Origin of the sequence: Streptomyces lanatus (assembly GCF_014655715.1) — a bacterium.
Classification (GTDB): domain Bacteria; phylum Actinomycetota; class Actinomycetes; order Streptomycetales; family Streptomycetaceae; genus Streptomyces; species Streptomyces lanatus.
The window spans coordinates 225,027-237,238 of sequence record NZ_BNBM01000002.1; the positions used below are offsets into that span (position 1 = coordinate 225,027).

At 70.2% G+C, this 12,212-nt stretch carries 11 protein-coding genes; 7 read left to right on the forward strand and 4 right to left on the reverse strand.

What is annotated here, in order from left to right; translation table 11 throughout:
* Nucleotides 1–20: 20 nt before the first annotated feature.
* The gene (locus IE325_RS06230; RefSeq protein WP_190068698.1) at nt 21–1,253 is read right to left on the reverse strand and encodes an FAD binding domain-containing protein; all 1,233 of its coding nucleotides are present in this window, start codon (nt 1,251–1,253) and stop codon (nt 21–23) included.
* 147 nt (nt 1,254–1,400) lie between these two features.
* Between IE325_RS06230 and IE325_RS06235 the strand changes: the two genes are divergently transcribed.
* From IE325_RS06235 to IE325_RS06255, 5 genes are all read left to right on the forward strand, one after another.
* Nucleotides 1,401–1,574, forward strand: coding sequence for a hypothetical protein (locus IE325_RS06235; protein WP_229911684.1), 174 nt, complete (start codon nt 1,401–1,403; stop codon nt 1,572–1,574).
* A 109-nt stretch (nt 1,575–1,683) separates the two neighbouring features.
* The gene (locus IE325_RS06240) at nt 1,684–2,064 is read left to right on the forward strand and encodes a hypothetical protein (protein WP_229911685.1); all 381 of its coding nucleotides are present in this window, start codon (nt 1,684–1,686) and stop codon (nt 2,062–2,064) included.
* A gap of 229 nt (nt 2,065–2,293) precedes the next feature.
* The gene (locus IE325_RS06245; protein ID WP_190068699.1) at nt 2,294–4,189 is read left to right on the forward strand and encodes an ATP-binding cassette domain-containing protein; all 1,896 of its coding nucleotides are present in this window, start codon (nt 2,294–2,296) and stop codon (nt 4,187–4,189) included.
* 103 nt (nt 4,190–4,292) lie between these two features.
* A complete protein-coding gene (locus tag IE325_RS06250; RefSeq protein ID WP_190068700.1) occupies nt 4,293–4,526 on the forward strand; it encodes a hypothetical protein in 234 nt (77 codons plus the stop codon).
* 20 nt (nt 4,527–4,546) lie between these two features.
* Complete coding sequence (locus IE325_RS06255) at nt 4,547–4,933, forward strand: hypothetical protein (RefSeq protein WP_190068701.1); 387 nt, start codon at nt 4,547–4,549, stop codon at nt 4,931–4,933.
* A 74-nt stretch (nt 4,934–5,007) separates the two neighbouring features.
* On the opposite strand, the gene IE325_RS06260 is transcribed toward IE325_RS06255, so the two are convergent.
* Complete coding sequence (locus IE325_RS06260; protein WP_190068702.1) at nt 5,008–5,478, reverse strand: RICIN domain-containing protein; 471 nt, start codon at nt 5,476–5,478, stop codon at nt 5,008–5,010.
* Nucleotides 5,479–5,673: 195 nt separating this feature from the next.
* Between IE325_RS06260 and fxsT the strand changes: the two genes are divergently transcribed.
* Entirely contained in the window at nt 5,674–7,854 is a 2,181-nt protein-coding gene (gene fxsT, locus IE325_RS06265) for an FxSxx-COOH system tetratricopeptide repeat protein (RefSeq protein WP_190068703.1), read from the forward strand.
* A gap of 596 nt (nt 7,855–8,450) precedes the next feature.
* On the forward strand, nt 8,451–10,595 hold the full coding sequence (locus IE325_RS06270; protein ID WP_229911719.1) for an MMPL family transporter: 2,145 nt from the start codon (nt 8,451–8,453) through the stop codon (nt 10,593–10,595).
* Between the two features lie 17 nt (nt 10,596–10,612).
* Here IE325_RS06270 and IE325_RS06275 read toward each other — a convergent pair whose 3' ends face one another.
* Together IE325_RS06275 and IE325_RS06280 are read right to left on the reverse strand one after the other, a co-directional pair.
* Nucleotides 10,613–11,464: a phosphatase PAP2 family protein gene (locus IE325_RS06275; RefSeq protein WP_229911686.1), complete on the reverse strand. Its 852-nt coding sequence runs from the start codon at nt 11,462–11,464 to the stop codon at nt 10,613–10,615.
* An 80-nt stretch (nt 11,465–11,544) separates the two neighbouring features.
* Nucleotides 11,545–12,195, reverse strand: a complete 651-nt coding sequence (locus tag IE325_RS06280) for a sterol desaturase family protein (RefSeq protein WP_190068705.1) — start codon at nt 12,193–12,195, stop codon at nt 11,545–11,547.
* Between the last annotated feature and the right edge of the window lie 17 nt (nt 12,196–12,212).

The window sequence follows — 12,212 nt, forward strand, 5'->3', positions numbered from 1 at the left end:
CGTACGTTCGTACGGCCTTCTCAAGGCTCCCGGCGATGCCCCAGCCGACCGCCGCCGAACATGCCGGACCCGTCCGCCCGCTTCCACCAGACCTCCAGTGCCGACTGGTCCAGCGAGTGCCAGTCCGGGGTCTGTTGGACCAGTGCGCGTCCCAGTCGGCGGCCGAGGTCGACGATGCCGTGGCCGGCCGCGGCGCGGGCGTTGTCGTAGGCGTCGAGGGCGTCGGGCCAGGCCGTGGCGGTGGTCAGGGCGGACTCCAGGGCCGTGGCGTCCTGGAGCGCCTTGACCGCGCCCGCCCCGGTGTGCGGTCGGGCGACGGTCGCCGCGTCACCCAGCAGCGCGAGCGCGCCCGCGGTGTAGCGGGGTGCCGTGAAGTCGTACATCGGCTGGACGAAGAGTTCATCCGGCGTCGTCAGACGGACCAACGCGCCCCAGTACGGCGGCAGCAGGTGCTCGGCGATGTGCGCCAGTCGCGTGTGCAGGCACTCCGTCACCTGGCCGGGCGGGAGGCTTGTCGGGGCGTCGACGGGCAGTTCGAGGTCCGGGGGCGGGGTGGCGTACAGGACCCAGTTGACGCGGTGGCCGCCGGCGCCGTCCGGGATGCGGTAGATGATGACGTGGCCGCCGGGGAAGACGACGTACACGCCGTCCTCGGCCGCCCACCGGTCCGGGTCGGTGAGCCGGGCGGCCGGGAAGGCACCGCGCCAGGCGAGATAGCCCGCGTACTGGGGCCGTACGTCGGGGAACGCCGCCGCACGCACCACCGAGCGATAGCCGTCCGCCCCCACGACCAGGTCATGGCGGTCGGAGCCGTGCTCCGTCTCCACCACCGCCCCACCACCACCCGGCACCGGTGCCACCCGCCGCACCCGCTCACTCGTCCGGAACTCCACCGTCGCCGGCAGCCGGCGGCGCAGCTCCCGCCAGAGCGGCCCCCAGGTGTACATGCGGAAGGGGAAGGGCATGACGCCGATCTCCCGCCCGAGCGGCCCCGCACCGTCATCGCTGTCGTCACGTACGTACCAACGCCGACGCACGACCTGCACCCACGGCACACCCGCGTCCAGATAACCGGCCGACTCCAGCTCCGCGTACCGTCCGTCGTGCACCGCGACCCCGACGCCCCGGTCCGCGAGCCGGCCCGCCGCCTGCTCGTACACCGTGATCTCACCGGCACCGCCACGGTGCGCCGCGAGCGCCGCGGCACATCCCCCGACACTGCCCCCGACGATGGCAACCCTGCCTCCGCGCATCATTCCTCCAGGAAAGACGATCGGCAGCGGCGATGCCCCGGGGAGGGGCAAGATCCAGACAGACGGGTGACAGTCGTCCGACGGCAGTGCGAGTGGCGGTCGGCGCGGCCTCAGCGCTGTTGAAGAGGTGCGGTCCCGTCCCTGTTCGTGGGCGCGTTCAACGGGGCGATAGCCCTGGGCGCCTTCGCGGGCGGCCGCGCGACGGACGGCTCCTGCACCCGGTCGGTGCTGTGGCTGGGCGGCACGCCGGCGCTGGGCGCCCTCCTGGTGACGCTGCTCGGACGGGTGCCGTCGGGGGACGGTGGCGGGTCCGAGGCGTGACAATGGGACGCTGCTCACGGGGACGGCGGCGAGCGCCCGCTGCCCATACCGTTCGACGGCGTTCGAGATCGTGGCACGATGTAGGCCATGACGACCAACCGAAAGGTCCATGCCGCGTAGACGGCCAGGACACCTCCGCGCCGCCCTTCCCCTGCGGCACCGGACACGGGATGCGAGACCGGTCATCAACGGCCTCTCCCGGCACGCCCTGTCCGAGATCATCCGCCTGGAGCGCACGCGGAACTACCTGGAGCCGGGGGACATCTCCACGGCCGTACGTCTGTGGAAGGACTACGTCGGCCGCCCCGAGCGGCAACTGTGGCATGACTACGAGTGGGGCGACACACACTGGTACTGCTGCGGCAACCCCCTGGAAGCCCGCGCCCTCCTCGACACCGTGACGCAGGCCTTGTCGCCTCGAAGCGCCCGGGAACTCAAGGCCGTCGTAAGGAGATACGACGCCGTTTGGCACAGGCCCGCTGCGCCATGAAGGCGTCCGCCCCCCACCCTGAGACCTCATCCGCCACACCCCTTCCCGGCATCGGCGATTCGGCCACCCTCCGCCGCCCGACGAGGGCCCCAGCGCCGCGCCCCCACCCTCGCGCCCTTGCCGGGACTGGGATCGCACTCGTCCGGAATCGAGCGCGTTCGATTCCCGTGTCGCGTCGTTATGCCCTGCACGCCGAGCCATCCAGGTGCGGCCAGGCCCCCGAGGAGGGATGCAGGTGACCGTGACCGACACCTCGACCGAAAGCGCTGGGACACCTCCCCCACCGCCCCCGGCCACCATCGCCTTCGAGGGCAAGTTCGGCAAGAACCCGCTGGCGGGCGCCAGTTTCACGGCCATGTGCCGGCGTCTGCCCGCGGTGCTCGCGCACACGGCGCGGATGGCATGGGCCGTCGACAGGGCCGGCGTGGCACTGCTGCTCGTCTGCCAGTTGCTGACCGGGGTCGCGGCCGCCGTCGTGCTGGCGTCCACCGCACGGGCGATGACCCACATCCTCGGCACCGGCACCGTGTCCGAACGCCTGCACGCCGCGCTGCCCGCGCTGGTCGTCGTGACGGCGGCCGCGGCCGTCGCCCGAATCAGCGGCGCCGTGTCCTCGTACGCCGACGGCCGGATCACCCCGCGGCTGACGACCGAGGCGGACATCGCCCTCGTGTCGGCCGTGTGCCGGGTGGAGTCGAGCGCGTACGGCGAGGACGGGTTCGCCGACCGGCAGGAGGCCGCCGAGATCGGCGTCACCCGCACCCGGCTGATGGTGCAGGACGCCCAGCGGTTCATGTCCGCCCTGATCCGTATGCTCGCCGCGAGCGGCGTCATCACCACCCTGCACCCGCTGATGCTGCCCCTGCTCCTCCTCGCCGTACTCCCGGCCGGCGCCGGAGCCGTACTGTCCGCGCGCGTCGACTACGAGACCCACTACCTCAACCTCGGCGACCGCAACGTCCGCTCCATGATGCGCTGGTGGGCCACCTACTCCGGCTTCGGCGACGAGGTCCGCGCCAACGGCATGACCGGCTACCTCACCTACTGGTACCGCGCCCTGTCCGACCGCATCGACCAGCGCACGCTGACCGCGGCCCCGCGCATGCTCCGCATCAACGTGTCCACGAGCGCCCTCGGCGGGATCTTCCTGCTCTGCACCTGGGCCACCCTCGCCTGGCTGGCCACCACGGGCCGCGTCGCCCTGCCCCTCGCGGCCACCGCGGTGGTCGCCGTCCAGACCACCCTGGCCGCGCTCTCCCAGTTCGTGATCTACGGCGCCGCGATGTTCCACACCTCGCTCTATCTGGCCGACATGCGCGCGTTCCTCGACCTGGCCGGTGAACGCGCCCCCGACCGAGCGAAATCGACCATCCGTGAGCGCGTGGACGAGATCCGCCTCGACGAGGTCGTCTACCACTACCCCGGCAAGGCGGAACCGGCCGTCGCGGGCGTCTCCCTCACCCTCCGCCGCGGCGAGATCCTGGCCGTCGTCGGGGAGAACGGCTCCGGCAAGTCCACCCTGGCCAAACTCGTCACCGGCATCCTCCTCGCCGACAAGGGCCGCGTCCTGTGGGACGACACCGACCTCGCCCGGGCCGACCCCGACGCCGTATGGAAACGCACCGCACTCGTCCCGCAGAGCTTCGCCCGCTGGCCGCTGCGCACCCGCGAGAACATCACGCTCGGCCAGCCGCGCACCCACGACGACAGGGCGGTGTGGGACGTCGTCGACGCCGTGGGCATGCGCGACACCATCGAGAAGCTCCCCCGGCAGCTCGACACCCTCCTCGCCAAGGAACTCTGGGGCGGAGCCGAACTCTCCGGCGGCCAATGGCAACGCCTGGTGTGCGGCCGCGCCCTCTACCGGCAGACCCCCCTCCTCATCCTGGACGAACCGACCTCCCAGATGGACACCCGCGGCGAACACGCCATCTTCCTGGAGATCAAGCGCATCGCGGCCGAGCGCATGACGATCGTCGTCACCCACCAACTCCAGAACACCCGCCTCGCCGACCGCATCGTCGTCATGGACAAGGGCCGCATCATCGAACAGGGCACCTACGACGACCTCACCCACGCCGGCGGCCTGTTCGCGGAACTCGTCGCCCTGGCACAGGACCGATGACGCAACCTGAACAGTTCCAGGTGCCCCAAGTACCCACGCCCGGGAGACAGTCCTGTGTGCCGGACCGGCACACACCCACCGCGACACGAACCAGGAGGCTCCCATGGGCGTTCGAGTGCTGCCCAGACAGATGGCCGTACTCGCGACGGCGTCCGCCGCACTCGCCCACCACCGCCGACTGGGACAACGGCGATCCGAGCGCCGCGTACCAGGACGTCACTACATCGACCGGTCCGGCGTGGCCTACTACTCGTGCGTACCCCCGAACACCACGCACGGCTTCGGCCCCGGCCTCACAGTGACCGGCATCCGCATCGAGACCCAGCCCAACTGCTAGCACGTCGACCTGGGGGAAACATGAAAAGAATCGTCGCACTCACGTCTGCCGGCGTCCTGCTGGCGTCCGGACTCACACTCGCGACAGCGGCGTCGGCCAACGCGGTCACGTGCTACGGCGGAGCCGCGAGCTACACCAAGAAGGCCAACAAGTACATCCAGCCGCCGGATCTGCGCGGCTACTACGTCACCACGAACCGCTGCTCCGACATCAACATCAAGACCAATTCCGCGGTGGACGTGAAGGTATGCATGAGGACCGGTCACATGACGTATGCCTGCCCGGATCGCTACACCCGGACCACAGCGGGCCAGTGGAAAGTGATCGCCTACGACATGAAGGACGGGTTCGCCTTCAACCTGTACTTCAAGAATTCCGCTGAGCACACCGGCAAGCTGGCCTTCTGAGGCTGCGGGCGGGGGACGGCGGACCGCCAGAGGGGACGGCCCGCCGTACCGCGTTCATGTCGTCGGCCGATGCGTCACACCGGGTCGATCACCCAGCGGGACGCCGTTCCGATGGTGGGCTGGAAGACGACCTGGGCGCCGACCGTTCCGTTCGCGTCCAGGTACTTGCCGCTCTGGCTGTGCCGGATGGACTTCTTGCTGCCGGACGTGGTCGTCCACTTCTGGTACGCGCCACCGTTGCACTTGAAGGTGTAGACATCGGCCCCGTTGCCGTCGAGGCAGTGGCCCGACGCCGGGTTCCTGAAGACGCCGCCGGTGATCCGCCACACCTGCTTGGCGCTGCGGTCGCACTTGCCGAGGACGAGGTTGCCCTTGTCTCCCGAGATGTTCACCTGGAGGCAGGAGTTGCTGCTGTTGCCGTTGATCACCTGGTAGTTCACCGGCGCCGCCTGCGCCGAGGTCGCGCCGCCGACCAGCAGCGTCGAACCGAACGCGATCGCCGCCCCCGCGCCGGCGAGTCGGCCGAGGCTTCCCTTGAGCTCCATGACTGATCCCCTCGTTTCTGAATATCGGGATGCGCTACGGCATCCGTGCCGCCGACTACGTTGAGGGGTGGCGCCGCTCGGGTAGGGCAGTCCCGGAGGATCCCGGATCCGCTGGGCTCCTCCGCTGGATGGGCTACATTTCCGGACTGCGAGGTCCGGACGATTCCGGAGAGCGGGACGGGGGAAGCGGCGCACATGAGGGGACCGGGCTCGCCACAGAGCTGGTTCGTCGGCCGGTTGCAGCGATTGCGCACGTCCTCGGGGTCACCCACCCAGGCACAGCTGCTGGCCCACGACGAGACCAAGGTCCTCACCCGGTCGTCCCTTTCGGACCTGCTGGCAGGCAAGTTCGCCAAGCCGCCCCCGTGGGAACGGGTCGCGGCCTATGCCACCGCGTGCGTCCGTGCCGCGCACGCCGGCCGGATCGACCTCTCCTGCGAGGAGGAACTCGCGCGGCTGCGGAGCGACCATGCCACGCTCACCGACCTGTTCGAGACCGCCGTCCGGGAGAACCGCGCCCCGGCCCCGCGTCCGCGCAGCAACTCGCGGCCCGGTCCGGCGACCTACCGGCTGCCACCGCGCAACACCAACTTCACCGGCCGCGACGCCACATTGCGGGAACTGCGCCAGCGCCTCACCTCGGCCGACGACGGCGCCATACAGGTCGTTCACGGGCTGGGTGGCGTCGGCAAGACGCAGCTCGCGGTCGAGTACGCCCATCTCCACCGGTCGGAATACCGGTTCATGGCGTTCGTGGACGCCGAGGATCCCGACCTGGTGGCGTCACAATTCGCGGCGCTCGCCAGGGAGTTGGGGCTGGCCGAGGTCAGCTCCGAACAGGTCGTCCCACTGGTCTACGGCGCCTTGCGGGACCACGGGCCCTGGCTGATCATCTTCGACAACGGGGAGAGACCCGGCCCGCTCGCGAACGCGCTGCCGTCGGGTGACCCGGGGAACGACGGTCACGTCATCGTCACCACCAGGTCGCGCGGCTGGTCGAGCAGAGCCGGCGTCATCGACCTGGAGGTGTTCACCAGACGGGAGGCGGTGGAGCTGCTGGCCCGGCGGGTGCGGGGCATGACCACCGACGCGGCGGACCGGATCGCCGAGCACCTGGGGGACCTGCCGCTGGCGCTGGAGCAGGCGGCCGGGTACATGGACTACAACCAGACCGCGCCCGAGGACTATCTGGCTCTGCTGACGTCGCGACTGGAGGACATGATCGCGCTGGGCGAGCTGGTGGACCGGCCGACGGTGGTGGTCGCGACCCTGTGGCAGCTCAGTGTGCGAAGGCTGCGGACCGAGCGGCCGCAGGCGATGCGGCTGTTGGAGCTGTGCGCCCTGCTCGCACCGGAGCCGATCCCGCTGGACCTGTTCCGCGGCAGCCCGGAGACACTGGTCACGGCCGCGGCCGACCCGGTGGTGTGGGACACGACGGTGGGTGCCCTGGCCGGCCTGGGGCTCGCGCGACGCGAAGCCTCCTCCCTGCTGCTGCACCGGCTGGTGCAGGCCGCCATCCGCGCCGCGATGCCGGACGACGTACGCACCGACGCCCGGGTACGACTGTGCCGGGCGCTGCTCGCGGCCGTACCCCACGACATCCACGGTGACCCGGACGCCCGCTCACGCTGGCAGGAACTGCTCCCGCACGCGCTCGCGGTGACCAAGGCCGAGCCGCCGCCCGCCGAATGCGCCGCGCAGACGGCGACACTGCTGAGGCTGGCCTCGGAGTTCCTTCTCTCGATCGGCGACCACACGGTGGCGTTGCCCCTGTGCGAGCGTGCCCTCGCGATCGACGAGTCGCTCGAACAGCGGGACGCGGAAGTCGCCTTCGACCTGATCATGCTGGCGCAGATCCACCGGGACCGAGGCGCACCGGAGCGAGCCCGTCCGTTGGCGGAACGCGCGCTGACCCTGCACGAGTCCTGCCTGCCCTCGGACAGCCCCGCCATCGCCACGGACCTGGCCACCCTGGCCCGCATCCGACACGTCCTCGGCGATCACGAGGCCGCGGTGCCCCTGGCCGAGCGGGCGCTGCGGATCGACGAGGCGGCGTACGGACCGGACGACCCCTACGTCAGCTTCGACCTGATAGCCCTGGCGAGCGTCCACCTCGACCTGGACGACCACGCGACGGCCGTACCGCTGATCTCCCGGGCCCTGCGCATCCGCGAGGCGAGCTACGCGCCGGACCACCTGTACATCGGATACGCCCTGCTGCTCAAGGCCCGAGCCGTACACGCGCTGAACGACCCGACCGCGGCGAGCCTCGCCCGCAGGGGCGCCCTGATCCTCAACACCCGACTGGGCGGAACCCACCCGAAAACCGAGGCCGCCTTCGCACTGGCCAACCTTCTGCTGAGACGCGACGGCTGATCCTGGCGGCCGGTCCGATCCCGCTTCGTTGGATCAGAGCGGATGTGACGGCTGGGCTGCGGTGCGCGCTGTCCTGTCACATTGAAGCTGTCGGATTCTCACTCGTTCTCCCTCGTAGGAGAGCCCGAGCCCAGCAGTTCCGTAGCCCGCTGCCTGCCAAATGCACTGCGACAGGATGCGCCCTGTCGCCGCTGTCGGGGAGGTACGGGCCCGGTCAAAGCCGGTCGAACCATCACTGTCGATGATGTGAATTACCGCCCGGGTGGGTGAGGCAGCGGCCAATCCTCGTACCGCAGGAGAGGGCGCTCGATACGAAGATCGCCGACCTGTCCGTGATCTTCGAGGGGAACCCCGCTCGTGTGTCTGCCCCGCGCCGTTGGCGCTACAGCCGCCCTTTTGATCGCTCCGGCTGCCGTGCATCCAGCCCCCAGCGACGCAAGGGGACTCTCATGACGATCAGTTCCGCGCGCGATGACCGTGATGCTTGCAAGCCACAGGACGATCGTGCACCGGGGCCGGGCCGATCGGAGGCGGGCATGGGTGCCGGCAGAAGCGGACCGCTGTGCTGGCTGGCCTGTCGCAGTGTCAGGGCTCCGATGCGCACCGTGTGGGCGGCGGTGCTGTGCGCTGTGGCTGTGGTGTGTGTGACGGCGCTTGGCACCACGGCTGCCCTGTCGACGGGGGGATACAACTCCGTGGGAACGGAGTCCGCGCATGCTGATGCGCTGTTGCGGAAGTTCGGTGGGGCTGATCCGGGACTGGTACTGCGGGTCCGGTCGGAGGGGTCGGTCGACTCGGCTCAGGCGCGTTCGGACGGGGCGGCGCTGGCACGGCGGGTTGCTGCTCAACCGGGAGTGGCCGCGGTGGAGTCGTACTGGCCGTCGCGTTCGCCCGCGCTGCGAGCGCGCGATGGACGGTCGGCGCTGATCGGTGTCGCGCTGAAGGGTGATGAGGCGGCGCAGGCGCGTGCCGCGTCACGGCTCGTGCCCCGGGTGACGGGTCGGCAGGGGGTGCTGCGGGTGTCGCCGGGCGGACGGGTCTGGGGTGGGATCCAGGCGGCCGAGCTGGGTGAACGGGACCTGGTGCGGGCGGAATTGGTGATCGCGCCGGTCGTCTTCGGGTGCCTGGTCCTCGCTTTCGGGTCGTTGCTTGCGGCGCTGTTTCCGCTGCTGGTGGGGGCATTGGCGGTGGCGGGGGCGTGGGCGTTCCTGCGCCTGCTGGGTGGTGTGATGGAGGTGTCGGCGATCTCGCTGAACATCGCGACCGCTCTGGGCTTCGGGCTGGCCGTGGACTATGCGTTGCTGGTGGTGACTCGCTTCCGTGAGGAAGGTGCGCGAGGGCTGGCGGTGCCGGATGCCGCGGTTGAGGCGGCCCGGACCGCGGGTCGCAGCGTGCTGGTGTCTGCCGGCGTGGTGGCACTGGCATTCTCCGCGCTGTGGGTGTTCCCGTTCCCGTGGCTGCGGTCGATGGCGGTGGCGGGGGTCGCGGTGGTGCTGTTGGCGGCGACGGCGAGCGTCGTCCTGCTGCCGGCGCTGCTGGCGATGCTGGGTTCCCGGATCGGGCACCGCCGGGCGGCGTCAAGTCCGGCGTGGCGGCGGCTCGCGCGGTGGGTGACCCGGGCGCCGTGGCCGTGGGCGGTCTGCTGCGCGGTGCTGATGGCCGCGCTGGTGTGGCCGTTCGGACAGGCCCAGTGGGGGTTCGCCGACGAGCGTGCGCTCCCCGCCGGTTCACAGGCCCGGGAGTTCACCGAACGCCTCCGCACCGATTTCCCTGCCCAACCCGACCGCGATCTCATCATCGTGCTGGCCCCGGTGCCCGATGGCCGCAGCGTGGACGACTACGCGAGGCGCATCAGTGCGGTGCCCGGCGTCGTCCAGGTCACCGCCCCGACGGGCCGCTACCACGACCGCCATCGCACCGCAGTCGTCCAGGCGGTAGCGGATGGGGCGACGGCAGTGTGGCTGAAGGCATCGACGGGGCTGGATCCGCAGTCGACGGCGGCCGCACGCCTGGTGGAGCGGGTGCGGGAGCTGCGCGTGCCCGGACCGCACTGGGTGGGGGGTTCGCCCGCCCGGCACGTCGACGCGAAGACGGCTCTGGCCGATGGGGTGCCCTGGGCCGTACTGCTCATGGCGGCCACGACGCTCGCCGCGCTGCTGCTGTACACCAGGTCGGTACTGATTCCGCTGAAGGCCGTCGCGATGGCCGCGCTGAGCCTGACGGCCAGCCTGGGCAGCGTGGTCTACATCTTCCAGGAGGGCCATCTACGGTGGCTGGTAGGCGAGTTCACGACCACGGGCTTCCTGGACATGACGATTCCGCCGTTGCTGTGTGCGATCGCGTTCGCGCTGTCGCTGGACTACGAGGTCTTTCTGCTGGCCCGGGTCAAGGAGCACTACGACGCCGGCGGGGATCACCGCGAGGCGATCATCGAGGGCATCGCCCGCACGGGCCGGCTCATCACCGTGGCCGCCGCGGTCTTCGCCATCAGCATGGCCGGACTGGCGAGTTCCGACATCACGACACTGAAGATGATGGGCGTCGGACTGGGGGTGGCGGTCCTGATCGATGCCACGCTGGTGCGCGGCATCCTGGTGCCGGCCTTCATGCAGCTGACCGGGCGGGCCAACTGGTGGGCCCCGGCGTGGGTCAAACGACCTGCCCCGCGGGGAGCGAACGCCCCGCAGCACGGACAGGACATGGTCGCTGAGAGTTCCGCGGAGGCGTCTGCCGCTCACTGAACTCCGCGGTGCTGCGGTCAGTTGCTGTCGCGGCGGGTGAGCCACTTGGCGAGGAAGACGGCCAGTGCGGCGGTGGCCATCCCCGCGGCAGCGTCGAGGACGTAGTGGTAGCGGCAGTACACCACCGACACGGTGAGCAGCACGGTGGCCGCGATCATCAGCCGCTTCGCCGGGCGCGGTACGGGGGCGGCCCACACCGAGAGCGCCGCCGCCCAGGCGCCGGCGACATGAGAGGAGGGGAAGCAGGTGCCGGGCGGGTCGGCGCTCGCCATCAGTTGTGCCTGGAGGGGCTGGGCCAGGTAGCCCTGCAGGTGCTCAGGCATGAAGGCACCGTGCAGGGCTGCGATCGGGCCGACGAGGGGCAGCAGCATGAAGCCGAGACAGCACAGGTAGATCGCTACACACATCGCGAGGATGTAGCGCTTTGACGCCTCATGCATGCGGGTGGCGATGAAGTAGGCGGGCGGCAGGACGAAGTACAGGTAGTAGGAGCTGTAGCTGAGGCTGAGGAGTTCATTGAGAGGACGGGAGGCCACAGCGCCCAGCAAGACGTTGGGATACGCACCAAGGAGTTGCTGTTCCCACGTCAGCATCACCTCGTCGAGCATGCGGCCGTGCAGAGCCAGGGACTGCGATCCGGCTACGGAAAACAGCAGCGGTCCACAGGCCAGCGGGTAGAGCGTGCGCAGCCACAGCAGGGCCGGTGAGGGAAAGCGAGATTGGGCGATGAAGCAGGCACCGACGAAAGCCGCCACAGCCGCGTACAGGCACACGAGCAGCAGTGCATCTGGCACGTTGTGGCGGCCGAGAACGACCGCCACCGCAGCGCAGGCCAGGTATCCCAGCGTGGCCTTCTCGGCCGGCTCCATCCGTGGGAGCGTGCGGCTGTCCGGCTGGGAGGGCGTGCCGGACGGTCCAGCGGGCCGGGCAAGTGCCGGGGCCGTCCTCCTCATGAGACCGGGGTGCCAGGAGAAGCGCAGCCGGGTTCGCTGCGCCCGGTGTGCGCGGTTCCGAAGATGTAGTCCCAGTAGGGGCAGCTGACACCGAATCCCCTGCTGTCATCCCGGAAATGGTGCTGCATGTGGCGGCGTCGGAGAGCGCGGCCGAGGCGGGTGGTGGGCCGACGGTGGTGCAGATGGTGGTGCAGCGTGTCGTAGACGACGTAGCCGATCGCGAAGCCGGCGGTCGCCGCGCCCCCGCCCTGAGTTCCCAGAACGGCCTGGAAGGCCCAAGCTGCCGCCGCAGCGACAGGCAGGCTGACCACAGGAGGGAACACCAGCCGCCGGGCGTCGTTCGGATGGTCGTGGTGCACGCCGTGAATCATCCAGTGCAGGCGCTGCCCCCAGCGGCCGGGAGGGACGTGGTGGAAAGCGATCCGGTGAAGCCAGTACTCGCTGAGCGTCCACACCATGTAGCCCATAAGGATGAAAGCGCCTGCCCTCCAGCCGACCGCGACGATGCTGCCGACGGCCAGGATCAGTGCAATTGGCCCATAGAGCAGGACGGGTACCGCCGGGTGCGTCCGTGTCAGGCGATCCAGGCGAGCAGACCGGAACATCGCGGGCGAGGCGGACAGCTTCTCTGCACGGTCGAGGGCCATGACATGTCCTTCCGAGT

Coding starts and splice junctions, on each gene's coding strand:
- IE325_RS06250 (WP_190068700.1), top strand. CDS start 4,293: ATGGGCGTTCGAGTGCTGCCCAGACAGATGGCCGTACTCGCGACGGCG.
- IE325_RS06245 (WP_190068699.1), top strand. CDS start 2,294: ATGCAGGTGACCGTGACCGACACCTCGACCGAAAGCGCTGGGACACCT.
- fxsT (WP_190068703.1), top strand. CDS start 5,674: ATGAGGGGACCGGGCTCGCCACAGAGCTGGTTCGTCGGCCGGTTGCAG.
- IE325_RS06280 (WP_190068705.1), bottom strand. CDS start 12,195: ATGGCCCTCGACCGTGCAGAGAAGCTGTCCGCCTCGCCCGCGATGTTC.
- IE325_RS06275 (WP_229911686.1), bottom strand. CDS start 11,464: ATGGAGCCGGCCGAGAAGGCCACGCTGGGATACCTGGCCTGCGCTGCG.
- IE325_RS06230 (WP_190068698.1), bottom strand. CDS start 1,253: ATGCGCGGAGGCAGGGTTGCCATCGTCGGGGGCAGTGTCGGGGGATGT.
- IE325_RS06260 (WP_190068702.1), bottom strand. CDS start 5,478: ATGGAGCTCAAGGGAAGCCTCGGCCGACTCGCCGGCGCGGGGGCGGCG.
- IE325_RS06255 (WP_190068701.1), top strand. CDS start 4,547: ATGAAAAGAATCGTCGCACTCACGTCTGCCGGCGTCCTGCTGGCGTCC.
- IE325_RS06240 (WP_229911685.1), top strand. CDS start 1,684: ATGCCGCGTAGACGGCCAGGACACCTCCGCGCCGCCCTTCCCCTGCGG.
- IE325_RS06270 (WP_229911719.1), top strand. CDS start 8,451: ATGCGCACCGTGTGGGCGGCGGTGCTGTGCGCTGTGGCTGTGGTGTGT.